Origin of the sequence: Curtobacterium sp. NPDC089185, assembly GCF_040685235.1 — a bacterium.
In the GTDB taxonomy this organism is placed as follows: domain Bacteria; phylum Actinomycetota; class Actinomycetes; order Actinomycetales; family Microbacteriaceae; genus Curtobacterium; species Curtobacterium citri.
Window position 1 is genome coordinate 37,828 of sequence record NZ_JBFBHK010000008.1, and the last position, 23,342, is coordinate 61,169.

The 23,342-nt window shown below is 72.7% G+C and carries 23 protein-coding genes; 6 read left to right on the forward strand and 17 right to left on the reverse strand.

What is annotated here, in order from left to right; translation table 11 throughout:
* The first annotated feature begins 1 nt into the window (after position 1).
* From AB0N84_RS10300 to AB0N84_RS10310, 3 genes are all read left to right on the forward strand, one after another.
* A complete protein-coding gene (locus AB0N84_RS10300; protein ID WP_363545849.1) occupies positions 2-583 on the forward strand; it encodes a sugar O-acetyltransferase in 582 nt (193 codons plus the stop codon).
* Entirely contained in the window at positions 583-1,134 is a 552-nt protein-coding gene (locus AB0N84_RS10305; protein ID WP_363545852.1) for a TetR family transcriptional regulator, read from the forward strand. Before AB0N84_RS10300 ends, AB0N84_RS10305 begins: the two co-directional genes overlap by 1 nt.
* A gap of 94 nt (positions 1,135-1,228) precedes the next feature.
* Complete coding sequence (locus tag AB0N84_RS10310; RefSeq protein ID WP_363545855.1) at positions 1,229-1,528, forward strand: hypothetical protein; 300 nt, start codon at positions 1,229-1,231, stop codon at positions 1,526-1,528.
* A gap of 62 nt (positions 1,529-1,590) precedes the next feature.
* On the opposite strand, the gene AB0N84_RS10315 is transcribed toward AB0N84_RS10310, so the two are convergent.
* The 11 genes from AB0N84_RS10315 to AB0N84_RS10365 all read right to left on the reverse strand — a co-directional run bounded on the left by AB0N84_RS10315 (position 1,591) and on the right by AB0N84_RS10365 (position 12,980).
* Positions 1,591-2,748 (reverse strand): FAD-dependent monooxygenase, encoded by a 1,158-nt coding sequence (locus tag AB0N84_RS10315; protein ID WP_363545858.1) that lies wholly within the window; start codon positions 2,746-2,748, stop codon positions 1,591-1,593.
* A gap of 177 nt (positions 2,749-2,925) precedes the next feature.
* Positions 2,926-3,648: a VIT1/CCC1 transporter family protein gene (locus tag AB0N84_RS10320; RefSeq protein WP_069713386.1), complete on the reverse strand. Its 723-nt coding sequence runs from the start codon at positions 3,646-3,648 to the stop codon at positions 2,926-2,928.
* Between the two features lie 87 nt (positions 3,649-3,735).
* A complete protein-coding gene (locus AB0N84_RS10325; RefSeq protein WP_363545861.1) occupies positions 3,736-4,227 on the reverse strand; it encodes an N-acetyltransferase in 492 nt (163 codons plus the stop codon).
* Between the two features lie 35 nt (positions 4,228-4,262).
* Positions 4,263-5,615 (reverse strand): LLM class flavin-dependent oxidoreductase, encoded by a 1,353-nt coding sequence (locus tag AB0N84_RS10330; RefSeq protein ID WP_182045685.1) that lies wholly within the window; start codon positions 5,613-5,615, stop codon positions 4,263-4,265.
* 205 nt (positions 5,616-5,820) lie between these two features.
* The gene (locus AB0N84_RS10335) at positions 5,821-6,231 is read right to left on the reverse strand and encodes a hypothetical protein (RefSeq protein WP_363545864.1); all 411 of its coding nucleotides are present in this window, start codon (positions 6,229-6,231) and stop codon (positions 5,821-5,823) included.
* A complete protein-coding gene (gene sufU / locus AB0N84_RS10340) occupies positions 6,228-6,674 on the reverse strand; it encodes a Fe-S cluster assembly sulfur transfer protein SufU (protein WP_289457208.1) in 447 nt (148 codons plus the stop codon). The genes AB0N84_RS10335 and sufU overlap by 4 nt, the downstream gene beginning before the upstream one ends.
* Positions 6,671-7,972, reverse strand: coding sequence for a SufS family cysteine desulfurase (locus tag AB0N84_RS10345; protein ID WP_363545868.1), 1,302 nt, complete (start codon positions 7,970-7,972; stop codon positions 6,671-6,673). Before AB0N84_RS10345 ends, sufU begins: the two co-directional genes overlap by 4 nt.
* A 60-nt stretch (positions 7,973-8,032) precedes the next feature.
* Positions 8,033-8,245 (reverse strand): antitoxin, encoded by a 213-nt coding sequence (locus AB0N84_RS10350; protein WP_182045652.1) that lies wholly within the window; start codon positions 8,243-8,245, stop codon positions 8,033-8,035.
* Positions 8,246-8,355: 110 nt separating this feature from the next.
* The gene (locus AB0N84_RS10355; RefSeq protein ID WP_363545872.1) at positions 8,356-9,651 is read right to left on the reverse strand and encodes a chloride channel protein; all 1,296 of its coding nucleotides are present in this window, start codon (positions 9,649-9,651) and stop codon (positions 8,356-8,358) included.
* Between the two features lie 120 nt (positions 9,652-9,771).
* Positions 9,772-11,901, reverse strand: a complete 2,130-nt coding sequence (locus AB0N84_RS10360) for an alpha-galactosidase (protein ID WP_363545875.1) — start codon at positions 11,899-11,901, stop codon at positions 9,772-9,774.
* Between the two features lie 95 nt (positions 11,902-11,996).
* A complete protein-coding gene (locus AB0N84_RS10365) occupies positions 11,997-12,980 on the reverse strand; it encodes a magnesium and cobalt transport protein CorA (RefSeq protein ID WP_069713396.1) in 984 nt (327 codons plus the stop codon).
* Positions 12,981-13,106: 126 nt separating this feature from the next.
* Between AB0N84_RS10365 and AB0N84_RS10370 the strand changes: the two genes are divergently transcribed.
* Positions 13,107-13,910, forward strand: coding sequence for a tryptophan-rich sensory protein (locus AB0N84_RS10370; RefSeq protein WP_182045649.1), 804 nt, complete (start codon positions 13,107-13,109; stop codon positions 13,908-13,910).
* Positions 13,911-13,929: 19 nt separating this feature from the next.
* On the opposite strand, the gene ald is transcribed toward AB0N84_RS10370, so the two are convergent.
* The 3 genes from ald to AB0N84_RS10385 all read right to left on the reverse strand — a co-directional run bounded on the left by ald (position 13,930) and on the right by AB0N84_RS10385 (position 17,224).
* Positions 13,930-15,030, reverse strand: a complete 1,101-nt coding sequence (ald, locus tag AB0N84_RS10375) for an alanine dehydrogenase (protein WP_363545879.1) — start codon at positions 15,028-15,030, stop codon at positions 13,930-13,932.
* A gap of 154 nt (positions 15,031-15,184) precedes the next feature.
* The gene (locus AB0N84_RS10380) at positions 15,185-16,213 is read right to left on the reverse strand and encodes a helix-turn-helix transcriptional regulator (RefSeq protein WP_363545882.1); all 1,029 of its coding nucleotides are present in this window, start codon (positions 16,211-16,213) and stop codon (positions 15,185-15,187) included.
* Positions 16,214-16,261: 48 nt separating this feature from the next.
* The gene (locus AB0N84_RS10385) at positions 16,262-17,224 is read right to left on the reverse strand and encodes a sugar-binding domain-containing protein (protein ID WP_069713399.1); all 963 of its coding nucleotides are present in this window, start codon (positions 17,222-17,224) and stop codon (positions 16,262-16,264) included.
* 187 nt (positions 17,225-17,411) lie between these two features.
* On the opposite strand from AB0N84_RS10385, the gene AB0N84_RS10390 reads away from it, so the two are divergent.
* Positions 17,412-19,154 (forward strand): glycerol-3-phosphate dehydrogenase/oxidase, encoded by a 1,743-nt coding sequence (locus tag AB0N84_RS10390; RefSeq protein ID WP_363545885.1) that lies wholly within the window; start codon positions 17,412-17,414, stop codon positions 19,152-19,154.
* 69 nt (positions 19,155-19,223) lie between these two features.
* On the opposite strand, the gene AB0N84_RS10395 is transcribed toward AB0N84_RS10390, so the two are convergent.
* The 3 genes from AB0N84_RS10395 to AB0N84_RS10405 form a co-directional block, all read right to left on the reverse strand.
* Positions 19,224-19,880: a histidine phosphatase family protein gene (locus AB0N84_RS10395; RefSeq protein WP_182045645.1), complete on the reverse strand. Its 657-nt coding sequence runs from the start codon at positions 19,878-19,880 to the stop codon at positions 19,224-19,226.
* A gap of 120 nt (positions 19,881-20,000) precedes the next feature.
* A complete protein-coding gene (locus AB0N84_RS10400) occupies positions 20,001-20,966 on the reverse strand; it encodes a sugar-binding domain-containing protein (protein WP_363545889.1) in 966 nt (321 codons plus the stop codon).
* 52 nt (positions 20,967-21,018) lie between these two features.
* Positions 21,019-21,828 (reverse strand): GolD/DthD family dehydrogenase, encoded by an 810-nt coding sequence (locus AB0N84_RS10405; protein ID WP_363545892.1) that lies wholly within the window; start codon positions 21,826-21,828, stop codon positions 21,019-21,021.
* Between the two features lie 107 nt (positions 21,829-21,935).
* Here AB0N84_RS10405 and AB0N84_RS10410 point away from each other — a divergent pair, with 107 nt between their 5' ends.
* Positions 21,936-23,294 carry an RbtT/DalT/CsbX family MFS transporter gene (locus AB0N84_RS10410; RefSeq protein ID WP_363545895.1) on the forward strand — a complete coding sequence of 453 codons (1,359 nt, stop codon included), beginning with the start codon at positions 21,936-21,938 and terminating at the stop codon, positions 23,292-23,294.
* Positions 23,295-23,342 lie beyond the last annotated feature (48 nt).

Sequence of the window (23,342 nt, forward strand, 5' to 3'; positions counted from 1 at the left end):
CGTGGTGACGGACTACTTTGCGGATGACCCTCGATCGAACCGCGAGCGGATGCTCGCCGGTGACTGGTACATCGCCGACGACCCCGAGAACGCCCGTCGCGCGCAACGGGCCGTGCAGCTGGCCGACGCGTACCACCGCGCGTCGGTCGGGGACGAAGCGGCCGCCCTGCCGCTGCTGCGTGAACTGATCGGTGACCTCGGCGAGGGGGCGTTCGTCAAGCCGCCCCTGTTCGTGGACTACGGCGAGAACATCACCATCGGCCCGCGCACCTTCGCCAACTACAACCTCACTGCGCTGGACGTCGCGCAGATCACGATCGGTGCCGACTGCCAGATCGGCCCCAACGTGCAGCTGCTCACACCGACGCACCCCGTCGAGGCGCAGGCTCGGCGGGACAAGCTCGAGGGCGGAGAACCGATCACGATCGGTGACAACGTGTGGCTCGGCGGAGGGGTCATCGTCCTGCCCGGCGTGAGCATCGGTGACAACACCGTGGTCGGAGCCGGCACGGTCGTGACGAAGGACCTCCCGGCGGACGTCGTCGCGGTCGGCAACCCGGCGCGCGTGATCCGGGAGCTGTGATGACGCGCCGGTTCGATCCCGAGCGCCGGGACCGCATCATCGACGCAGCGATCGAGTGCATTGCCGAGCTCGGTGTCGCCGGGACCTCACACCGGAAGGTGGCCGAGCGCGCCGACGTCCCGCTCGGGTCCATGACGTACCACTTCTCGAACATGGACGAACTCCTCGTCGAGGCGTTCACCCGGTTCGCCCGCAGCGTCGCAGCAGCGTTCACCGCCCGGATGGCAGCCGCTGGTTCGGCTGACGAAGCCGTCGCCGGCATCGTCGAACTGATCCACGAGGACCTGCAACGGTCGCCCCGCGAGCATGTCCTGACCTACGAGCTGTACACGCTGGCTGCGCGCCGCGGCGAGTTCCGATCCATCACCGAGGACTGGATGCACGCCAGCCGGACCGCACTCGAACAGCACTTCCCGCCCGACACTGCGCGGACGCTCGACGCGTACATCGAGGGCGCAGCGCTGCACATCGCGCTCGACCGCACGCCACCGTCGTCGGAACTGACGGAACAGACGCTCGCGGCACTCGCCCGTCTCCAGACCGCCCGCTGACTCGTCGCCGGACGACCGACTGACCCGTCGGACGAACAGGGGACAGTGGAGTCGCGCCGGGCGCTCTACGCTCGAGCCGACAGAGGGGAACACCATGACGAACCTTGCCGACTGGGAAGCCGAGGGTGCCCGGGCACGACCCAGCACACCGACGGACCACGTCCGAGCACCGCTCGCGCTCCGTGCGGCGACGTGGATCGGCACGATCCTGCTCGTCGTCGCCGGCATCGTGCTGATCAGCACGACGATGGTCACCCAGCAGGCGGAGGAGTCGGCGGCGCACGAGCTGCTGCGCGTCCTGGTCCTGGTCGTGGTCGGCAGCGCGATCGCGGTCGTCGGTGCGGTCACCCTCGTCCTCCGTCTCGTCGCGAGCGCGCTCCGCCCGAGTTCCTGACACGACACGGCCGGTCCCCGGGCTGCGAGGACCACAGGGCAGCCCTCGACACGAGCGGTGCCTCACCGCCGAACGGGCGATGCTGCGCCTTCGTAGCGACGGAGGTCGAGTCCCTTCGCCGGCAGGTCGAGGAGCCGCATGAGGGGCGACGCGATCGACGCGGCGCGGAAGAACAGGTTCCGGAGACGGATCCCCCGCATCGTCCTCGGTGCCAGGAGCGCGCCGGCGTTCACCTTGTGGGACGCGGCCGTGTACGGCCGGTAACGGGCCTCGTACTCCGCCAGGGCCGTCGCGACGTCTCCGTCCGCCAGACGCAGCTCGCCGGCCAGCACGTACGCGGCGACCAGGGCGAGGCCCGTGCCGTACCCGCTCAGGGCGTTCCCCCACGCGGAGTCGCCGAGCAGGACCACGCGCCCTCGGCTCCAGCGGCCCACGGTCACCCGGCTGATGGAGTCGGTGTAGAACGACCGCGCGTCGGCGAACCGGTCGACGATCTCCGGGATGCGCCACCGCCCCTCCCGCAGTGCGCCCGCGATCTGGCGCTTCTGCTCGTCGACGTCGTCACGGGCTCCCGGGAATCGGTCTGCGGCGACGACGATGAAGGTCGGGGCCTTCGACCCGCCGAGCATGACCGTCATCCCGGGCTGGCTGTACACGACGTCGTCGTCGCCCAGGTCCAGGTCCGCCAGCACGTAGTGGTGTCCGCGGTGCTCGACGAACTGCTCCTCCGGGCCCCAGACGAGACGGCGCACCCCGGAGTGCACGCCGTCGGCACCGACGACCAGGTCGAAGCGCTCCACCGATCCGCTCCGGAACGTCACCGTGACGCCCTCGCCGTCGTCGACCATGCGCGAGATGCGATCCCCGAACCGGTAGTCGACGTCGTCCTTCGTCCGCTCGTACAGGACGGTCGCGATCGTGTCCCGGGGGACGTTGAGCTCGCCGGAGCCGAATCCACCGGGCGCGACCCCGATCGTGCGACCGTGCTCGTCGACGATCGCGGCGTCCTCGTCGCGGATGTCGTACTGACGGAGCTCGTCGAGGATCCCCATCTCCCGGAGGACCTGCATGTGGGTCGCGCCCTTGAAGTCGACCGCCTGTCCACCGGGCCGGATGCCGTCGTTCTTCTCGACGACGGTCACGTCGTGGCCGGAGCGGTGCAGCCAGAAGGCGAGGGCGGGACCGGCGATGCTGGCGCCGGAGATCAGGATGCGGGTCATGGGGACTCCTCGTGTCGGTGGGACCACCATCCGCCCGACCACTCACACCCCGCTGACGCGGTACTGACACCGGTGGCGTCCGCGGCGCCAGGCGCCACAGGGAGCCGCGCGCTCCGCCGCGCCGCCTCCGGGAGCACGGTCAGGACTCGTCGTCCGAGATCTACCGCACCCGAGCCCTCACAGCGCGTGCGTCCCGAGCAGCGCCCCGGCCACGTACGTCGCCGCGAGCGCGAGCGCCCCGCCCACCACGACCCGCAACGCCGCACGCCCCCGCCGGGCGCCGCCGAGCACCGCACCGGTGGTCCCGGTGAGCGCGAGCGCGACGAGCGACGCCGTCACCGTGACCGGCACCCGCGCGGCTTCCGGGGCGAACAGCATCGCGAGGAACGGCAGCAGGGCCCCGACCGTGAACGTCGCGGCGGAGACCCAGGCGGCACGCCACGGGCTCACGACCTCGTCCTCGGCGTCCCGCAGGGCGGCCTCGGCCCGGCGGCGGCGGACCTCCGGTCGCGCGAGCTCCCGGGCGACCGCCACCGCCACCGACTCCTCGACCCCGAGCGACCGGTAGTGCGCGGCGAGCGCGGGGGCATCCTCGGCGTCGGCCTCGAGCTTCGCCTGCTCCGCGGCCTGCCCGGTGCGCTGGGCGTCACGCGCGCCGCTCACCGAGATGTACTCGCCGAGCGCCATCGAGATCGCACCGCCGACGAGCGCCGCCGTCCCCGCGGCCACCACCGGCCCCGTGCCCGCTCCCGCGCCGGCGACGCCGACGAGCACGGCCGCCACGGAGACGATGCCGTCGTTCGCGCCGAGCAGTCCGGCGCGGAGCCAGTTGAGTCGCGCGGCGCTGGCGGCGTCGTCGTGCTCCGAGACGGGGAGCGAGAGGTCCGATGCGGTCGACATGGGGGCAATCGAATCACGCTCGTGCGCCGCGCGCCAGCAAGGTGAGGCATGCCTGACCTGGGGTTTCCTGGTGAGGACAGCCTCACCTCACCGGTCCGCGCCGGTCCGCCAGACCCGGGTCGGCCGACCGCTCAGGGCGTGGGGGAAGGAGTCACCGACGGGCCGGAACCCGGCGCTGGCGTAGAGCGCCAGTGCCGGCGCGTTGTCGTCGAGCACGTGCAGCTCGCACTGCGCGTGCCCGGCCTCGGCCGCGGCCGCCACCGCTGCGGCGAGCAGCCGGCGGCCCAGCCCGTGCCCCTGCGCGGTCGGCGCGACCGCGAGCAGGCTGAGGTACGCGGCGTCGCTCGGGGTGCCACCGGTACCGGGGGCCGTGACCAGGGCGAAGCCGACCGGTGCTCCGGCGGGGTCGTCCGCCACCACGAGGGCGACACGGTCGGCGGCGAACTTCGTCCGGGCGCGCTCGCGGACCGCCGGCGAGGCGGGCAGACCGTCACGGTCGGCCACGGCCGCGACCCACAGGTCGACGCAGGCCGCGTCCGCCCCGGTCGCGGTGCGCACGACGAAGGTGGTCCCGATCACCGGACCACCCTACGTCGCACCGTGACCGTCGACGCTCAGACCGCCGCGCGGACCCCCGAGCGGTACTGCGCCGCACGGTGCTCCTCGGGGAGCCGGTCCCCGCGGCCGAACAGCTTCTGGCGCAGGGACCCCGCCACGTACTCCTCCGGGTACGCCCCGCGGGCACGGAGCTCGGGGACGACGAACTCGATGACGTCCTCCCACGTGCCGGGGGTGACCGCGTACGCCAGGTTGAACCCGTCGACGTCGGTCTGCTCCTGGATGTCGATCAGCCGCTGGGCGATGGTCGCCCCCGACCCGACGGCCACCGGCCCGAGTCCACCGATCGCGGTGTGCTCGGCGATGTCCCGGACCGTCCAGTTTGCCCCGTCCTCCCCCGTCGCCGCGGACAGGTTCGCGGCCGTCGACTGGATCGCGTTCGACTCGATGTTCCCGAGCGGCTCGTCGAGGTCGTACTGCGACAGGTCGACGCCCATCCACCCCGAGTTGAGCACGAGCGCGCCCTCGGCCGACGCGTACGACAGGTAGTCGCGGTACTTCGCCTGCGCGGCCTCGTCGGTCTCGTCGGTGATGACGGTCAACAGCGTGTAGACCTTCGCCGCGTACCGGTCGCGGCCGGCGGCCTCGAGGGCGTCGCGGATCTTCCCCACCGTGGCCGCGAGCTGCGGGATCGTCGGCGCACCGACGAAGACGGCCTCGGCGTTCTCCGCAGCGAAACGGATCCCGCGGGGCGATGCGCCCGCCTGGTAGACGACGGGGCTCCGCTGCACGGACGGCTCCGACAGGTGGATGCCGGGCACGTCGAAGTGCGTGCCGTGGTGCTCGATCGGGTGGACCTTCGCCGGGTCGGTGAAGACACCGGTCTCGCGGTCCTCGACGACGGCGTCGTCCTCCCACGACCCCTCCCACAGCTTGTAGAGCACCTCGAGGTACTCGTCGGCCACGTCGTAGCGGTCGTCGTGGCTCAGCTGGTCGGTGTGTCCCATGTTCCGGGCGGCACTCGGCAGGTACCCGGTGACCACGTTCCAGCCGATGCGGCCCTTCGTCAGGTGGTCGAGCGTCGACATGCGCCGCGCGAACGGGTACGGGTGCTCGTACGCGGTCCCCGCAGTGATGCCGAAGCCGAGGTGCTCGGTCACCGCGGCCATCGCCGAGACGAGCAGGATCGGGTCGTTCACCGGCACCTGCGACCCGGTGCGCAGGGCAGCCTCGTTCGTGCCGCCGTACACGTCGTACGTCCCGAGGACGTCGGCGATGAAGATGCCGTCGAAGTGCCCGCGTTCGAGCAGCTGCGCCAGGTCCGTCCAGTACGACAGGTCGTTGTAGTGCCGCGAGCGGTCGCGGGGGTGCCGCCACAGTCCGGAGGACTGGTGCGCGACGCAGTTCATGTCGAACGCGTTGAAGCGGATCTGCCGGGGCTCGTTCGTCGTGTCCGTCACGGCGGTGACGCTACGTGCGTCCGGCGCGTCCGTCACGCCTCGTGACGCTCCGTGACACGGCCGGGAGGCCCGCCCCGACTCCGCCCCGCCACCCACGTCCGCCGCGGATCGCCTCTCCACCGGCCGGCCGGTCGGGGCGACGCGAGCGGCGGGCTCAGCCGCCGGACTCGGCGCAGCTGTCGGTGCCGCTCCAGCAGGCGGGTGTGTCGTTGCTGAGGCTCGGGATGTCGGCCCACCGTCCCTGCGGCACCGCGAGCACCCACGCGGCGACGAGCACGATCGGGACCATCGTGAGCGCGACGAACGCCGGCCAGCGGACGCAGCTGCGCACCGCTGACACGACGGCGACGACGACCAGGACGGGCGTGGCGACCAGCAGCAGCTCGTAGGTCCGGACGTGCGCCGGGGTCTCGTCGGGGCCGTACAGGGTCCACGTGCCCACCACGTTCAGCAGCATGACGACCGGGACGGCGCACGTCAGCAGCGCGGCCGCGACGGCGGTCCGGCCGGAGCGCCGGTGGTCCCGCGCGGCGTCCGCCGCGACCTGGTCCCCCGTGCCCGTCACGCGGCGGTGGCCTCGCGGGCGGCGGCCTCGGCGGCGACCCAGGCGAGCATGCCGCACTTGACCCGCATGACGAACTTCGAGACGCCGTGGAACGCCACGAGGTCCTCGAGGGTGTCCTCGTCGGGCTCCCCCGCGCCACGCGACCGCATCATCGTCCGGAACGCCTCGGTCAGTTCGAGCAGTTCCGGGACGGTGCGCCCGGGTGCCATGTCGGTGAGGACCGATGCCGACGCCATCGAGATCGAGCAGCCGTCGCCCTGCCACGCGACCGCGGCGATGCGGTCGGTGCCCGGCTGGAGCCGGATGCTCACGGTGATCTCGTCGCCGCAGGTCGGGTTCCGCTCGAAGTGCGACGCGTCGGCGTCGACGAGCACGGTGTCACCGTGTCGGGCCTTCGCGTGGTCGAGGATGACCTGCTGGTAGAGCGAGTCGAGCCCGTTCACGAGGCTGCTCCGAAGTAGCCGCGGATCTCCGCGACGGCCGCGAGGAACCGGTCGACGTCCTCCTCGGTCGTGTACACGTACGTGCTCGCGCGGCTGGTCGCCACGAGGCCGAGGCGACGGTGCAGCGGTTGGGCGCAGTGGTGGCCGGAGCGCACGGCGATGCCCTGCGCGTCGAGGTACTGCGAGACGTCGTGGGCGTGCACGCCGTCGACGTCGAACGCCACGAGCCCGGACCGCGGGACCCCGGCGGGCGGACCGACGACGCGGATGCCGGGCACCGCGGCGAGGCCCTCGAGCATGCGCTGGGCGAGCTGCTCCTCGTGGGCACGGACCCGGTCCGTGCCGATGGCCTGCAGGTACCGGACGGCCTCGGCGAGCGCCACGGCCTGGGACACGGGCTGCGTGCCCGCCTCGAAGCGCTCGGGAGCGGGCATGAACTCGGACGACTCCATCGTCACGGTCGTGATCATCGATCCGCCCGTGCGGAACGGGGGCAGCGCGTCGAGGAGCTCGCCCCGACCCCAGAGCACGCCGATGCCGTTCGGCCCGAGCATCTTGTGCCCGGAGAACGCGGCGAAGTCGACGCCGAGCTGCTGCACGTCGAGCGGACGGTGCGGCGCCGACTGGCAGGCGTCGAGCACGACGAGGGCGCCGTGCTCGTGCGCTGCGGCGACGACCTCCGCCACGGGCGCGATCATGCCGGTGACGTTCGACACGTGCGCGAAGGCGACGACCCGGGTCCGGTCGGTGATGCGCGAGGTCGCGTCGTCGGCGGTCCACGTGCCGTCGTCGGCGACCGGCACCCAGCGGAGCGTCGCACCGGTCAGGGCCGCGAGCTCCTGCCACGGGACGAGGTTCGCGTGGTGCTCGGCCTCGGTGACGAGGACCTCGTCGCCCGGGCCGATGCGGAAGCGCTCGGCGGCGGCTCCACCGCGACCCCGGCTGGCGTTGGCGATGCCGTACGCCACGAGGTTGAGGGCGTCGGTGGCGTTCGCCGTCCAGACGACCTGCGACGGCGACGCCGCCCCGACGAAGCCGGCGACCGTGGCACGCGCGTCCTCGTAGGCGTCGGTGCTGAGCGCCGCGAGCGTGTGCGCGCCACGGTGCACGGCTGCGTTGTCCTGCTCGAGGAAGCGTCGTTCGGCGTCGAGCACCTGCCGCGGTCGCTCGGCCGTCGCCCCGGAGTCGAGGTAGGCGAGCGGACGCCCGTTCACCTCCTGCTGGAGGATCGGGAAGTCCCGCTTGATCGCGGCGACCTCGGCGTGGGTCAGCGGCTGGTTCGGAGCGAGGACGGTCACCCCACAATCGTGGTCCGTCGCGCCCGCTCCGTCCAATCGCTGTGAGCGGAAGCGCCGGTGCTACTCGTTGCCGATGCGCTTGTCGGCCTGCTCGCGGGCGCCGTCGATCTTGTCGTCGTACTTGCCGCCGGTGGCCTTCTTCACCGCGTCGGCCACGCCACCGAGGATCTTGTCGCTGACGTCCTCGGCCTTCTCGCTCTTCAGGGCGTCCTGGACCTTGCCGTCCTTCAGGAACTCCTGCGCCTTCTTCGTGATGTCGTCGAACCCTGCCACGGGATGCTCCTCAGCTCGTGCGGGGCCCGCTGCCCCGACCTGCGGTCGATGCTAGGCGCGGTCCACGCCCGTGTCCGGACCGGGCGTCGGGACACGGGAGTCGGGCGCGCCTAGGCCATCTGCGCGCTGCGCCGGCGGGCGAGCAGGTACCCGACGGCCACCGAACCGGTGATCGCGAGGAGCGACGGGATGAGGATGTCCGTGCCCTCCTGGGTGAACTCGACGACGAGCACGAGCGCGGTGAACGGCGCCCGCATCGTCGTCGCGAGGAACGCCGCCGCGCCGACGAACGCGAAGGCCGCCAGGTTCGACCCGTCGGCGGGCCAGAGCAGCACCCACAGCCCGCCGAGCGCGGCGCCGGCGGCGGACCCGATGGCGATGGACGGCGTCAGCGTGCCACCGACGGCACCGGCGCCGATGGTCGCCGAGGTCGTGATGGTGCGGATCACGGCGAGGAGCAGCAGGAACACGATCGGCGACAGCCCGGCGAACTCGGGTTCCTCGGTGGTCGCGTTCATCGCCACGAGCCCGAGTGCCCGGCCGTTCCCGAGGATCTCCGGGAACGGCACCGCGATGAGGCCGACCATCGCGAACACGACGGGCAGCACGACGAGCAGGTGCCACCCCTTCGGCGCCATCCCCTGCAGCCGGTTCGTGAGCTTGACGAAGCCGACGCCCGCGAAGCCGAGGAGCGGTCCGACGACGAGCGCCCAGACGAGCAGCGACGGCGACATGTGCATCGCCGGCACGTGGTACAGCACCTCGTCCGGGATCACGAGCCGTGCCGTGAAGGCCGCGATCGCGCTCGTCGCGAACGCCGGCAGCGCGGTCGCGAAGGTCAGCTCGCCGAGCAGGACCTCCACGGCGAACAGCGCGCCGCCGAGCGGGACGTCGTAGACGGCCGCCAGACCGGCTGCCGCGCCGCAGGCGACGAGGATGCGGGTCTCGCGCGCGGTCAGACCGGCGCGCGCCGTGACGAGCTGCGACAGCCAGGCACCGATCTCGCGGGGCGCGACCTCCTTGCCGATGGAGGCGCCGAGCCCGACCGCCAGGATCTGCACGGCGGCGTTGGCGACCGTGGCGAGCGCGGGCATCCGCTTGCCCCCGACGGCGGCGGTCACCGACACGACGGGCTTCGCCCAGCGCCGGATCGCCCACCACGCGACCCCGGTGAGCACGCCGGCCGCGGTGAGCGCGAGGAAGCGGTTCAGCCCCGAGGGCGCGTCCGCCGCCTCGCGGTGCCCGCCCAACGGGTAACCGAACGCCACGAACTGGATCGCCTGCAGTGCGAGCCACACCGAGATGCCCGCGACACCGCCGGCGATGCCCACGAGGGCGGTGATCACGGCGAGCTTGAGGGCCCAGACCGGCGTGGTCGTGCGTGTCGCGTTCCCGGTCTGCGGCATGTCCGGAAGCCTAGCGGCCCGTCGGGGCCGCCCCCGGCCCGGCAGGTGACCGGTGGCCGGACGGGAGGCCCGTGGCGGTGTCGCAACGCGCCTCCCGTCCGGCAGCGGGTCACGTCACGGTCAGACGGCCGTCACGCGGAACGGCACCACGCGGTCGGCCGGCACGAGGGGCGGCTGCAGGCCGACCTGCTCGAGCACGCGGCCGGTGAAGACGCGGTCACCGGACCACCACGCGGGCGCCCGCACGTCGTCGCCCGCACCGACGATCACCGGGTCGACGCGGTACCGCGTGTCGGGGTCGAGGTCGCGGAAGACCACGCGGCCGACGCCGGACACGTCCGAGCGACCGGTGCTGGCGACGAAGAACGCCGCCTGGCGGCGGTCCTCGGCGACCACGCCGTACACGAGCCGCGTCGGGTCGACCTCGTCCACCCGGACGAGCAGACCGCCGTGCAGGAGCGCACGCCACTCCTTGTGCAGCGTGATCCACGACGCGAGCGTGCGTTCCTCGTCCGCGGTGGCCCGGGCGAGGTCCCACTCGATGCCGAGGTGCCCGATCAGGGCGGTGCCCGCACGGAAGGAGACGTCGTGGGAGCGCCCGGTGGTGTGGTTCACGCCGCTGGCGACGTGCGCCCCGAGGAGCTCCGGGGGCAGGAGCTGCTGCGTCCAGCGGTGCATCTGCTGGCGCTCGGAGGGGTCGATGTCGTCGGACACCCACACGCGGTCGGTGTGCTCGATCACGGCGAGGTCGACCCGGGCACCACCGGACGAGCACGACTCGATCTCGAGCGACGGGAAGCGCTCCTTGAGCGTCGCCATCAGCCGGTACGTCGCGAGGGTCTGCTCGTGCACGGCGGCCCCACCACCCGGGTGCCCTGCCTCGACGAGGTCGCGGTTGTGGTCCCACTTGACGTAGTCGATGCCGTACTCGCCGATGATCGCCGTCATCCGTTCGAGCACGTACGCGGAGGCCTCGGGGATCGCGAGGTTGAGCACCTGCTGGTCGCGGGAGCGCACGGGCAGCCGACCGTCGGCCTGCATGATCCACTCCGGGTGCGCCCGGGCGAGGTCGCTGTCCTCGTTGACCATCTCCGGCTCGAACCACAGGCCGAACTCCATGCCGAGTGCGCGGACCCGGTCGACGATCGGGCCGAGGCCGTCGGGCCAGACGTCCTCGTCGACGTACCAGTCGCCGAGCCCGGCGTGGTCGTCGCGCCGACCGCGGAACCAGCCGTCGTCGAGCACGTACCGCTCGACCCCGAGCCGGGCCGCGCGCTCGGCGAGGTCGGTCAGCCGCGCGAGGTCGTGGTCGAAGTAGACGGCCTCCCACACGTTGATGGTGACCGGACGCGGGGTCGACGGGTGCTGGGACCGACTGCGCAGCCAGCGGTGGAAGCGCCGGGCCTGGTCGTCGAGGCCGTCACCGTACGCGGCGTAGACCCACGGTCCCTCGTACGACTCGCCCGTCGCGAGCCGGACCTCCCCCGGCAGCAGGAGCTCGCCGCCCCCGGCGACCTGGCGACCGGTGGCGAGCCGCTCGGCGAAGTGCCGGTGGTTGCCGCTCCACGCGGTGTGCACGCCCCAGACCTCGCCGCGGGCGAAGCCGAAGCCGGGCTCCCCGACGCTGAGGACGGTCGCGGCGTCGGCACCCGTCCGACCCTTGCGGCTGTCGCGTTCGTGCGTGCCGACGACGAGGGCGCGACGCTGCGGGGTGCGCTCCTTGCCCCAGTGACCGGCGAAGTCGAGGACCTCGCGGGCGCGGGAGGGCACGGGCAGGGCGACGGTCAGGTCGTCCACCGTGTACATGCCGTCGGCGGCGTTCGTGACCGCCGCGCGGGCACGGACCAGCCCCGACCCGAGCAGCTCGACCGTCACCCGGACGGTCAGTCCCGCGACCGTGTCCTCGGCGTCGGCGACCACGCGGTTCCCGTCGACGTCGAGGGCGGTGACGGTGAAGGCGGGCGACCAGTCGCGACCGTCGCGGTGGCCGGAGAGCCCGGGACGACCCGTCCACCCCCGGTGGGGTTCCGGCAGCAGGGCGAGGCGGACGGGGACGTCGGCCTCGTTGTTCGCCACGACGGCGACGTCGGCGTCCGCGAGCGCGACGAGCTCGTCGTCGGAGAGGGACCCGAGTGCGGCGCCCCAGTGCACGACGGCGGGGAGCGCGTTCGCGCGGCAGTCGAGGACGAGGGAGACACCCCCGGCGGTGAGGTGGACGAGGTCGTGCGAGGTCGGCGTGGTGGTCGGCATCGGTGCTCCGGTCGGCGTCGTTGGCGGTGTCGAGCCTTCCGGTCCGTGCACGCTGCCGCAACCCGACGCGCGTGGGAGCGGTCAGCGCACGGGGATCAGAACCAGCGCTTGACCTTGAACACCACGAACAGGACCACCGCGAACAGCACCATCGCGAGGATGGACAGCGGGTAGCCCCAGGTCCACGACAGCTCGGGCATGTGCGTGAAGTTCATGCCGTAGATCGCCGCGATGAGCGTCGGCGCGAACAGGATCGCGGCCCAGCCGGAGATGCGCTTCGTGTCGTCGTTCTGCTTCTGCGCCGCGAGCGTCGAGTCGACCGTCAGGGCGTTCTGCAGGAGCTGCCGGAAGGTGTCGAGCCGCTCGACCGTGCGGATGACGTGGTCGAGCACGTCGCGGAACCGACGTTGGAGCTCCACGGGCAGGTGGTACTTCTCGGCACCCCGGTGCAGGTTCTCGATGATGCCGATGAGGGGCCGCGCCGCGCGCTGGAAGTCGACGACCTCGCCGAACAGCTCGTAGATGCGCCGCGACACCCCGGTGACACCGGCGAACAGCTGGTCCTCGATCTGGTTGATGTCCTCCTCGAGCCCGTCGATGACCGGCGCGTAGCCGTCGACGATCGAGTCCATGAGCGCCCAGAGCTGCGCCTGCGGTCCGGCCGTGACCAGACCGGGCTTGCCGCTCATGCGCTGCAGGGCCCGCGGGACGGCGTCGCGGCCGCGCGGGTCGGCGGCGACGACCGCGAGGAAGAAGTCCTGCCCGACGAAGGCGTGCACCTCGCCGAACTCCACCTCCTCCGCACCGTCGTGGTAGACCGCCGGCTTGAGGACGGTGAAGAGCGTCGAGCCGTACCGCTCGAGCTTCGGGCGCTGGTGTCCCTCGGCGGCGTCCTCGACCGCGAGCTCGTGCAGACCGAGGGCCACCGCGACGTCGCCGAGCTCCTGGGCGTCCGGCTCGTGCAGCACGATGCACGCGCTGGCGCCCTGCTCGCCGACCAGCCGGAAGGTGTCGTCGAGCGAGGGGCACGCCATCGGCGCGATCCGGTCGACGTAGACGGTGTTGAGCGCGACGGTCACGAGGCCACCGTACGCACCCGTGCGACGCTCCGCTGCCGTCCCCCGCGCTCCTGGGCGCCGGCTGCGCGCGCGGCCGGTCGACGTCGTACGGTCGATTTCATCAGCATGCTGACGAACGGAGTGGACATGAGGAAGATCTGGAAGCGCATCGCGATCGCCGTGAGTGCGGTCGTGGCGGTCGTCGGGGCGTTCGTCGGCTCGGGTGCCGCGGGCGGGACCCCGATCCAGGACGCGGCGGGCGGGGCGCTCTCGGCGTCGTCGACGGCCATCGCGCCGGACGGTCCCGCGTTCTCGATCTGGAGCGTCGTCTACGTCGGGCTCATCGCCTACGCGGTGCGGCAGTGCTTCCGGACCGCCGACGACGAGCGGCACGAGCGGCTGTTCGTCCCCGCGGTGCTCTCGCTGCTCCTCAACGCCGCGTGGATCCTGTCGGTGCAGTTCGGGTTCCTGTGGGCGAGCGAGCCGATCATCGTCGCGCTGCTCGCCGTGCTCGCGTGGGCGTTCGTGGTGCTCCGTCGCACCCGTCCGTCGGGCACCGTCGAAGCGGTCGTCACGGACGGCACGTTCGGGCTCTACCTCGGGTGGGTGTGCGTCGCGACGGCGGCGAACACCGCTGCGGTGCTCACGGCCGCGGGCTTCCGGGGCCTCGGGCTCGGGCAGGACGCGTGGGGCGTGCTCGTCGCCGCGGTGGCCGGGCTCGTCGGCGTCGCACTCGCGGTGTGGGGTGGCGGACGCCTGGCCCCGACCGCGGCGCTCGGGTGGGGGCTCGCCTGGGTCGCGGTCGCGCGGCTCGACGGCCCGCTCGTGTCGGTGCCGACCGCCGTGACGTCGGTCGTCGCCGTCGCCGTCGTGGTGGTCACCACGCTCGTGGTCCGCACCCGCACCGGCTGGGCTCGTGCTCGCGCGGGCTCCCCGGCGCGCACGGCGTAGCGGCGTGCGCGCCGGCGCGTCAGCGGCCCGCCGGCGCCAGGCCGTGGGCAGCGGCGACGGCCTCGTTCACCACGCGACCGGCGTGCACGTTCACGCCCTTCGCGAGCGCCGGATCGGCGGCGGTCGCCTGCTCCCAGCCCTGGTCGGCGATCGCGAGCGCGTACGGCAGCGTCGCGTTCGTCAACGAGATCGTGCTCGTGCGCGGCACCGCGCCGGGCATGTTCGCCACGCAGTAGTAGACGGCGTCGTGCACGCGGAACGTCGGGTCGTCGTGCGTGGTCGGCCGCGACCCCTCGAAGCAGCCGCCCTGGTCGATCGCGATGTCGACCAGCACCGCCCCCTGGCGCATGTCGGCGACCATGGCGTCGGTGACGAGCTTCGGCGCCGAGGCCCCCGGGATGAGCACCGACCCGATCACCAGGTCCGCGTCGCGCAGGGCGTCCGCGATCGCGTGCGACGAGGACCGCAGCGTCGTGATGCGTCCGTCGAACCGGGCGTCGAGCGCTCGGAGGCGGGGCAGGCTGATGTCGAACACCGTGACCTCGGCACCGAGGCCGAGCGCCATCGTCGCCGCGTGCTCGCCCGCGACGCCGCCGCCGATCACGACGACCCGGCCGCGCGGGGTGCCGGGCACGCCGCCGAGGAGCAGGCCGCGACCGCCGTTCGTCCGCATGAGCTGGTGGGCCCCGACCTGCACGGACAGGCGCCCGGCGATCTCCGACATCGGCGAGAGCAGCGGCAGCGACCGGTCGGGCAGCTGCACGGTCTCGTACGCGATCGCGGTCGCGCCGGAGGCCACGAGCGCGTCGGTCAGGGGGCGGTCGGCCGCGAGGTGCAGGTAGGTGAAGAGCACCTGGCCGGGACGGATCGCGTCGTACTCGGACGCCACCGGCTCCTTGACCTTGAGCACGAGGTCGGCGCGCTCCCACACCTCGGCGGCGGTGCCGACGACGGTCGCGCCCGCGGCCCGGTACTCGTCGTCGGCGAAGGACGAGCCGTCCCCCGCTCCGGCCTGGACGAGCACCTCGTGCCCGTGCAGCGTGAGCTCACCCACGCCGGCCGGGGTGGCCGCGACGCGGTACTCGTTGTTCTTGACTTCGGTGGGGACGCCGATGAGCATCACGGACTCCTTCGTGGGCGGTGCAGGTCCCTTCCACGATGCGCTCGGATTCGTTTCGACCACGTTGCGGCCGAACATCTGCGCAGACCGGCGGCGTTCGATGCGATGACGTTCGGCACCGGCTCGTCGGTCGCCGGCTCGGCCGAACCGGGTGTCAGCGCGTCCGGAGCGATTCGCTCGGCAGTTCGCCGAACCGCGCGCGGTACGTCGCCGAGAACCGACCGAGGTGCCCGAACCCCCACGACCGAGCGATGTCCGCGACGCTCGTCTCGTCGCGGTCGCCGCGCAGCAGGTCGCCGCGAGCACCGTCGAGCCGGACGCTCCGCAGCAGGTCACCCGGGGTCTGGTCGAGGTGCCGACGGAGCGACTGCTGCAGCCCGCGGGCGCTCAACCCGGCGGCGGCGGCGATCTCCGGGGTGCCGATGGCGTCACGCGCGTGGGCGTGCACGTACTCGAGCGCGCGGCGGAGCCGGTCGTGCTCCGGGCCGTTGCCGTGGACGGACGACTGCCAGCGGTCGCGCCGCGGGAACGCCTCGACCGCGGCGGCGACGAAGGCGTCCGTGATGGTCCGCTGCACGGTCGGTGTCATCCGGTGCTCGACGTCGAGCCACGTCGACGCGTGGGCACGGACGGCGGCCTGCCACGTCCGGATGCCCTCGGCCGTCGGTCGCCGCATCGCCTCGAACGCGAACTCCGGGTCACCGACGGTCGTTTGCACGTGGTCGCGGTCGAGGTGCACGAGGTTCAGGCCGATGTCGCGGTGGTGCAGCTCGTACGCCTCGGCGAAGGGCAGCACCACGGGGACACCCGGCTCGAGGTCGATCGACCGGCCGCCGTGGGTGATCGTGCTCGAGCCCGACCGCAGCCACGCGACGAGGAACTGGTCGTCGACCATGCTCTCCGTCCGGAGGTCGACCAGGAAGCGGGACGACCGCAGCGACATGCGCTCGTCACCGACGCCGGCGAAGTCCCAGTGCGGGCGCTGCCGGGTCCGTCGGACCCGCGGCGTCCGGAAGTCGTAGTCGCCCGTGAAGAAGGCCAGGGCTTCGTCCACGTCGCTGCCGACGAGCCGTCGGAAGTAGCGCGCATCGTCGTGCGACGACCCGTTCGACGGCGCCGACGACGGGGCCGCCGGGCGCGTGGTGTCGGGAGCCGGCTGACCGGTATCGCGAGGAAGCACCATGCACCAGAACGTACGGGCGACCACCGACAAAGTACGTCAGGCCCTGACTCAGGGCTGCAGGATCGCCTGCCCCACGCTCTCGTCGAGGATGAGGTCGGTGATGAGCCCCGCGGCGAGCGCGCCCTTCAGTGAGGCCGCCTTGGACCGCCCGGCCACCACGCACACCCGCCGGGGCGACCGCTTGATCGTGTCGAGGTCCGGCGCCCCCGCGCGGGCGTTCACCCCGATGTCCTTCCACGACCCGTCGGCGCGGTAGAACACCGTCGACACGTCGCCGACGACGCCCGCCTCGGTCAGCTCGTCGCGGTCCGCCGGGTCGAGGTAGCCGCCGGAGTAGACGTGCGAGGGCACCGGGGCCTGCGGCGCGCCGACGCCGAACACCACGAGGTCCATCCGCTCGTGCAGGTCGAGCACCCGGCGGATGGAGCGCTCGCGGAACAGCATCTCCTTCGTCGCCGGGTCGTCGAAGAACGCCGGCACCGGGAACTGCTGCACGAAGGCGCCGTAGGCCTCACCGAACCGACGGAGGATCTCGGACGCGTAGACGATGCCCGTGGTCCGGGTGTTCGCGGCCCCGTTGATCTGCACGACCGTCGACCCGTGCGTGGTCTTCGGCACGAGGTACCGGCTGACGGCGCTCACGGTCGAGCCCCACGAGATGCCGATCACCATGTTCGACTCGACGTACTGCGTGAGGATCCGTGCGGCGCTCAGGGCGACGCGCTCGAGCCGGTCGACGTCGCTCGTGTGGTCCGGCACCGGCACGACGTGCGCGTGCACGCCGAACCGCGCGCGGATGTTCCGGCTCAGCGCGGCGGCCTGGTCCAGCGGCGAGCGGATCTGGATATCCACGAGCCCGGTGTCCCTGGCGTACTTCAGCAGGCGCGACACCGAGGAGCGCGACGTCCCGAGCTCGTCGGCGATGGCGTCCATCGTCAGGTCCTGCAGGTAGTACAGGTGCGCGGCGCGCAGCGCCTGCTGGGTCCGCATCGGCTGCGCCGCGTCGCTCATGGGAACCGAGCATGCACGGACGTGCACGGCCTCTGCAACCCCGGTCGCGCCTCCCGGTCGCGCCTGCCCGCCCCGCTGCTGACGCCGACAGGTGTTCTGCACGTTCGTGCACGTGAGTTGCCCGACCTCTCACGGAGGCGCACGATCGAAGCCGTCCCACGGAACCGACCCAAGGAAGCGACGCACCATGTCGAAGAAGACGCAGCCCCGGAACACCGTTTCCGCGCTCACCGAGCGCCCGACCGCACAGGTCCTCGTCGTCGGTGGCGGCATCAACGGCATCGCCACCTTCCGCGACCTCGCCCTGCAGGGCGTCGACGTCGTGCTCGTCGAGCGCGGCGACTACGCCGGCGGTGCGTCCGCCGCGTCGAGCCACATGATCCACGGTGGCATCCGCTACCTCGAGAACGGCGAGTTCCGCCTGGTGCGCGAGAGCGTGCAGGAGCGCAACGGCCTCATCCGCATCGCCCCGCACTACGTCAAGCCGCTGCAGACGACGATGCCGATCTTCTCGACGTTCTCCGGCATCATGAACGCCCCCCTGCGCATGCTCACGCACAAGCAGCGCTCCACGAAGGAGCGCGGCGCGATGCTCATCAAGATCGGCATGACGATCTACGACTCCTTCTCCCGCGACGGCGGCTCGGTGCCGAAGCACGTGTTCCGCACGAAGAAGGCCGCGCTCGAGGACATGCCGGCCCTGAACAAGGACCTCAAGTACACCGGCACCTACTACGACGCGTCGGTGCACGAGCCGGAGCGCCTGGCCCTCGACGTGCTCAAGGACGGCCTGGCCGCCGCGCAGGGCACCGGCAGCGCCGCGACCGCCCGCGCCGTCAACTACGTCGAGGCAGCCGGTACCCGCGACGGCGGCGTCGTGCTGCGCGACCGCGAGACCGGCGAGGAGTTCGTCTTCTCGGCCGAGGTCGTCGTGAACGCGTCCGGGCCCTGGACCGACCTGACGAACCAGGCGTTCGGCGGCGAGACCAAGTACATGGGCGGCACGAAGGGCTCCCACATCGTCGTGCAGAACGACGAGCTGCTCGAGGCGACCAAGGGCCGCGAGCTGTTCTTCGAGAACAACGACGGGCGCATCGTCCTCATCTACCCGCTCAAGGGCCGCGTGCTCATCGGGACGACGGACATCGATGCCGACCCGTCGAAGCCCGTCACCACGACCGAGGAGGAGATCGACTACTTCTTCGGCCTGGTCAAGCACGTCTTCCCGCAGATCGAGGTCACCCGCGACCACATCGTCTACAGCTACTCGGGCATCCGGCCGCTCCCCCGTCACGAGGACACCGCACCCGGCTTCGTCTCCCGGGACTACCGGATCGTCGACACCCCGATCGCGGGCCTGCCGTCGACCACCGTGCTGTCGCTCGTCGGCGGCAAGTGGACGACGTTCCGTGCCCTCGCGGCGCACCTGTCGAGCGACGTCACGACGAAGCTCGGCGTGGCCCGGAAGGTCGAAACGACCGGCATGCCGATCGGCGGCGGCAAGGACTTCCCGACCACGGACGCCCAGCGTGCCCTGTGGATCAAGTCGCACCGCGACGGCCTCGACGAGCAGCTCGTCGACGGTCTGCTCGAGCGCTACGGCACCCGTGCCGCCGAGGTCGTGGACGTCCTGACCGACGGCCCGGTCGAGGCGCTCGAGTCGGACCCGTCGCTCACCCGCGCCGAGGTCGCCTACTTCGCCGAGCACGAGCAGGCGGTCCACCTGGTGGACGTGGTGCTGCGACGCACGAACCTCGCGTTCGTCGGTGGCGTGACGGTCGACCTGCTCGACGAGCTCGCTGACGTCATGGCCGGGTCGCTCGGCTGGACCACCGAGGAGCGCGCGGACGAGGTCCAGCGCACTCTCGACGTGCTGCGCGAGTCGCACGGTGTGGTCGTCCCGCTGCACACGGCGGCGCAGCCCGCGTAGTCCCCACGCAACCGGACGGGAGGCGCGGTGCCGGCTGGCACCGCGCCTCCCGTCCGTCACGTGGTCGGGTCAGAAGCGCTCGCCGGTCGGGTCCTGCGCCGTCCGGTCGATCAGCTCGTCGCCGCCGACCGGCTCGCCCTCCCAGTCGACCAGGCGCCAGCCGTCCTCGAAGGAGCCCTCGACCTCGACGATGCCGGTGTTCTCCAGGTGGCGCTGCGTCCCGAACTCGTCCGGGGTGTTCTGCGCGACGGCGCTCGCCCACGTCCGGATCGCGGCACCGTGGCTGAACGCCGCGGCGACGCCGACCCCGGAGGCGACGACGTGCCGCACCGCCTCGTCGTACCGGGCGAAGAACTCCTCGCCGCTCTCGGCGCCGGGCATCCGGCTGGCACGGTCGCCGGCGGACCACCCGTGCACGGTCGAGATGTACATCTGCACCGACGTCCGGTCGTGCTTGCCCTGCAGGTCGCCGGCCTCGATCTCCCGGAGCCCGGGCAGCACCTCCGGCTCGAGCCCGAGTGCGGCGGCGAGGGGTGCGGCGGTGACCTGCGTCCGGACCATCGAGGAGACGAAGAGCCGCTCGATCCCCCGGTCGGCCAGGGCTGCCGGCAGCGCGTCGGCCTGCCGCTGCCCGAGCTCGGTCAGCCCGGGGCCGGGCACCTCGGCGTCGAGGACGCCGTTCACGTTGGCGGGGGTCTGGCCGTGGCGGATGAGCAGCAGTCGCATGCGCCCACCCTACGGACGCCCGGTGACCTCGCTCCTGCGGACGGTGGTCGTGACCGGTGACGCACGGGAGGCACGGTGCGAGCCCGCACCGTGCCTCCCGTCCGCCGGTCGGGGACGCCGTCACCCCAGGGTGTCGAGCAGGGCGCGCGCGGTCGCCGCGTCGGTGACGAGCTCGTTCACCATGCCGGCGCGCACGGCACCGACGATGCTCGTCACCTTGGCCGCGCCGACCGCGACGCCCACGGCGTGCGGGACCCCGGCCAGGACCTCCCGCGAGGTCCGGACCATCCGCTCGCTGCCGGGGAACTCGACCGGCGACCCGTCGGCTGCGAAGAAGTTGAGGCACACGTCACCGGCGGCCTCGTGCAGCACGGCGTCGTCCACGGGCAGCCCGGTGGCGAACGCCTCGCGGGTGAGGACGGGGGCGCCGATGCCGAGGAACGCGCCCTTCGCGCGGCCCCACAGCCCGACGACGTGCTGGAACGCCGGGTCCTCGTCGAGGGTCGCCCGCATCGCCGCGGACGGCAGCGCCTGCGCGAACAGGAACGCCGGGATCGCCCCGGAACGCTGCGCTGCCGCCCGGGTGATCTCGTTCGTCTGGAACCAGGGCGTCGGGTCCGCCTGGCCCCCGACGGTCGGCACGAGCTGCACGCCCGTGAGCGGCGGCATGCCCGCGTGCGCGACGTCGGAGACCGTCCGGCCGGAGGACATCAGGACCGCGTCCCCGGGCACGAGCCCCATCCCCTCGACCGCGGTCGCGATCGGGCCGGCCAGGTCCGCGCCGAGGGTCGCCTGGTGGGTGACCGCCGCCAGGTGCACGGCGCGGAGTCCGAGCACGACCTGCAGGCGCTCGGCGAGGGCCACCGTCTCGTCCTGGAAGGGGTCGACGACCTCGATCCGGACGAGCCCGGCGCGCCGCGCCTCGGACACGAGTCGGCTGACGGTCGGCCGGGACACCCCGAGCCGCTCGGCGATCTCGCCCTGCGTGGCGTCCTCGAGGTAGTACATCCGCGCCGCCTGGTAGACGGTGTCGAGCGGGAAGCGGCCCCTGGCCCCCTCCGTCGCGGTCGTGCTCTCGGAGGACATGCGGCGGGACCCTTCACCTCGGTCGGACACCGCCGATCGTAGTCGGCAGGGCTCAGCGGATCGTGTACCCGCCGTCCACCCGGAGGTCGGCGCCGTTCACCATCGCGGCGGCGTCGCTCGCCAGGAACAGGACCGCCGCCGCGACCTCGGCCGGGGTCGCGAAGCGTCCGGTCGGGATCTCGTCCTGGTGCCGCACCCCGGCCTCGTTCTCCCACGCCGCGCGGCCGAGGTCGGTGAGCACGACGGTCGGCGAGACCGTGTTGACGGTCACCCCGCGGCCGCCCCACTCGAGCGCCAGCACGCGGGTGAGCCCGAGCACGCCGGCCTTCGACGCGCAGTACGCCGCGTGCCGGTCGAGCCCGACGTGGGCGGCCTGCGAGGCGATGTTCACGATCCGGCCCCGACCCGCCGCCAGCATGTGCCGACCGACGGCCTGCGCGAGCCGGAAGGTCCCGGTCAGGTTCACGTCGAGCGTCCGTGCCCAGGCGTCGGCCCCCAGGTCCTCGGCGGCGTCCAGCGCCACGATGCCGGCGCAGTTGACGAGCACGTCGACGGTGCCGGTCTCGTCGACCACCGCGGTGACCGTCCGTCCGACCGAGCCGTCGTCGGTGACGTCGCACGCGAGGCCGAGGTGTGGTGCCCCGCCCCCGGTCGGCGGGAGGTCGGCGGCCGCGGACGAGGCGGCGTCGGCGCGGACGTCGACGATCGCGACCCGGGCACCGCGTCCGGCGGCGGCCCGGGCGATCGCGTTGCCGATGCCGGACGCCCCGCCCGTCACCAGGACGGTGCGACCGGTGAGGTCGTTCGTGAGGTCGACGTCGGCGGGACCCGGACGGAGGGCTGAGGCGTGGTCTGCAGTCATGACGGGAACGGTAGCAGTACGTGAAATTGTGCATTGATGTACTCCCGTTGTACGGTCGGTCCGTCCTCGTTCCGAGGGCGTCCAGCTGACCGACGGAGGACCAGCCCGTGTCGACGACGACCCGCACCAGACCGACCACGACCACCACCGCCGGGGCGACCGCCACCGGACGCACGTCCACCGCCCGAGCGACCGAGGGCCGACTGGACCGGATGGGCATCCCCCGCCCGCTCGCCCTCGGCTTCGTCGCCGTCCTGCTCTTCATGACGGGGGTCGGGGTCGAGTCGAACTTCGTCGTGCCGCACGTGGTCGCGGTCCTCGGCAGCCCGGAGACCACCGTCGCGGCGATCGTCACCTGCTCCAGCCTCGCCGCCCTCGTCGGGTCGTACCTCTCGGGCGCCCTGTCCGACCTGGTCGGGCCGCGGCGGGTGATGGTCGTCGGCTTCGTCGCCTGGGTCGTGCCGGAGGTGCTGTTCCTCGTGGCGCTCGGCACCGGCAGCGTGCCGTTCGCCGCGGTCGCGTACACCGCCCGCGGCCTGGGCTACCCCCTGTTCGCCTTCGCGTTCCTGGTCTGGGTCGGCATCACCACGCCGCCGCAGCGGAACGGCGCGGCGGTCGGCTGGTTCTACGTCGCCTTCACCGGCGGCCTGCCGACGCTCGGCTCGCTCTTCGCGATCGGGGCGATCCCGGCGCTCGGCGGCGGCACGGTCGGCGAGACCGGGGCGATGGCGGCCTCCGTCGTCCTGGTCACCGCCGGGTTCCTCGTCGTGCTGTTCGGCGTCCGCCTGCCGAACGGCTCCGCGCGCCTCGCCCCCGCGGACGAGAGCACCTGGCGCGTGCTCACGAGCGGCATCCGACTCCTCGCGACACGACCGCGGATCCTGATGGGGTTCGCCGTCCGGCTGATCGACACCGCACCCGAGTTCGGCATGTTCGTCGTCCTGCCCGCCGTGATCGCCGACGAGCGCGGGTGGGGCCAGCAGCGGTGGCTGCTCATGACCGTCTGCGTCTACGCCACGAACATCCTCGTGAACGCGCTGTTCGGCTGGGTCGGCGACCGGATCGGCTGGCAGCGCACCGTCCGGTGGTTCGGCGTCGTCGGGTCCGCCGCGGGCCTGCTCGCCTGGTGGTACGTCCCGCAGCTCGTGCCGGCCGGGTCGGACTGGGGCTACGTGCTCTCGGTCGTGGCGGGGTGCGTCTTCGGCTGCATGCTCGCCGGCTTCGTGCCGATGGGCGCGATCATGCCGGCGCTCGCCCCCGGGCACGAGGGCGCGGCCATGGCGGTGTACACGACGGCGGCGGGCGGTGCGGCGTTCGTCGGCACCGCGGTCGTGGCGGTCGTGCTCGCCCTGGGCGGCGGTGGCGAGGCGGTGACGTGGACGTTCGTCGGCCTCTACGCCTGCGCCTTCGCGATGGTCCACTTCCTCGTCGTGCCGCAGGACGGAGGGCACCGCGCCGCCCACTGACCGCCGACTCCCGCCGCGCCACCGCGCCACCGCGCCACCGACCCCGAC

Excerpts from the sequence above, each read along its gene's own strand:
- AB0N84_RS10400 (WP_363545889.1), bottom strand. The coding sequence starts at position 20,966 with ATGTCCTCCGAGAGCACGACCGCGACGGAGGGGGCCAGGGGCCGCTTC.
- AB0N84_RS10390 (WP_363545885.1), top strand. The coding sequence starts at position 17,412 with ATGTCGAAGAAGACGCAGCCCCGGAACACCGTTTCCGCGCTCACCGAG.
- AB0N84_RS10310 (WP_363545855.1), top strand. The coding sequence starts at position 1,229 with ATGACGAACCTTGCCGACTGGGAAGCCGAGGGTGCCCGGGCACGACCC.
- AB0N84_RS10385 (WP_069713399.1), bottom strand. The coding sequence starts at position 17,224 with ATGAGCGACGCGGCGCAGCCGATGCGGACCCAGCAGGCGCTGCGCGCC.
- AB0N84_RS10370 (WP_182045649.1), top strand. The coding sequence starts at position 13,107 with ATGAGGAAGATCTGGAAGCGCATCGCGATCGCCGTGAGTGCGGTCGTG.
- AB0N84_RS10405 (WP_363545892.1), bottom strand. The coding sequence starts at position 21,828 with ATGACTGCAGACCACGCCTCAGCCCTCCGTCCGGGTCCCGCCGACGTC.
- AB0N84_RS10395 (WP_182045645.1), bottom strand. The coding sequence starts at position 19,880 with ATGCGACTGCTGCTCATCCGCCACGGCCAGACCCCCGCCAACGTGAAC.
- AB0N84_RS10380 (WP_363545882.1), bottom strand. The coding sequence starts at position 16,213 with ATGGTGCTTCCTCGCGATACCGGTCAGCCGGCTCCCGACACCACGCGC.
- AB0N84_RS10360 (WP_363545875.1), bottom strand. The coding sequence starts at position 11,901 with ATGCCGACCACCACGCCGACCTCGCACGACCTCGTCCACCTCACCGCC.
- AB0N84_RS10355 (WP_363545872.1), bottom strand. The coding sequence starts at position 9,651 with ATGCCGCAGACCGGGAACGCGACACGCACGACCACGCCGGTCTGGGCC.
- ald (WP_363545879.1), bottom strand. The coding sequence starts at position 15,030 with ATGCTCATCGGCGTCCCCACCGAAGTCAAGAACAACGAGTACCGCGTC.
- AB0N84_RS10330 (WP_182045685.1), bottom strand. The coding sequence starts at position 5,615 with ATGAACTGCGTCGCGCACCAGTCCTCCGGACTGTGGCGGCACCCCCGC.
- AB0N84_RS10315 (WP_363545858.1), bottom strand. The coding sequence starts at position 2,748 with ATGACCCGCATCCTGATCTCCGGCGCCAGCATCGCCGGTCCCGCCCTC.
- AB0N84_RS10305 (WP_363545852.1), top strand. The coding sequence starts at position 583 with ATGACGCGCCGGTTCGATCCCGAGCGCCGGGACCGCATCATCGACGCA.
- AB0N84_RS10320 (WP_069713386.1), bottom strand. The coding sequence starts at position 3,648 with ATGTCGACCGCATCGGACCTCTCGCTCCCCGTCTCGGAGCACGACGAC.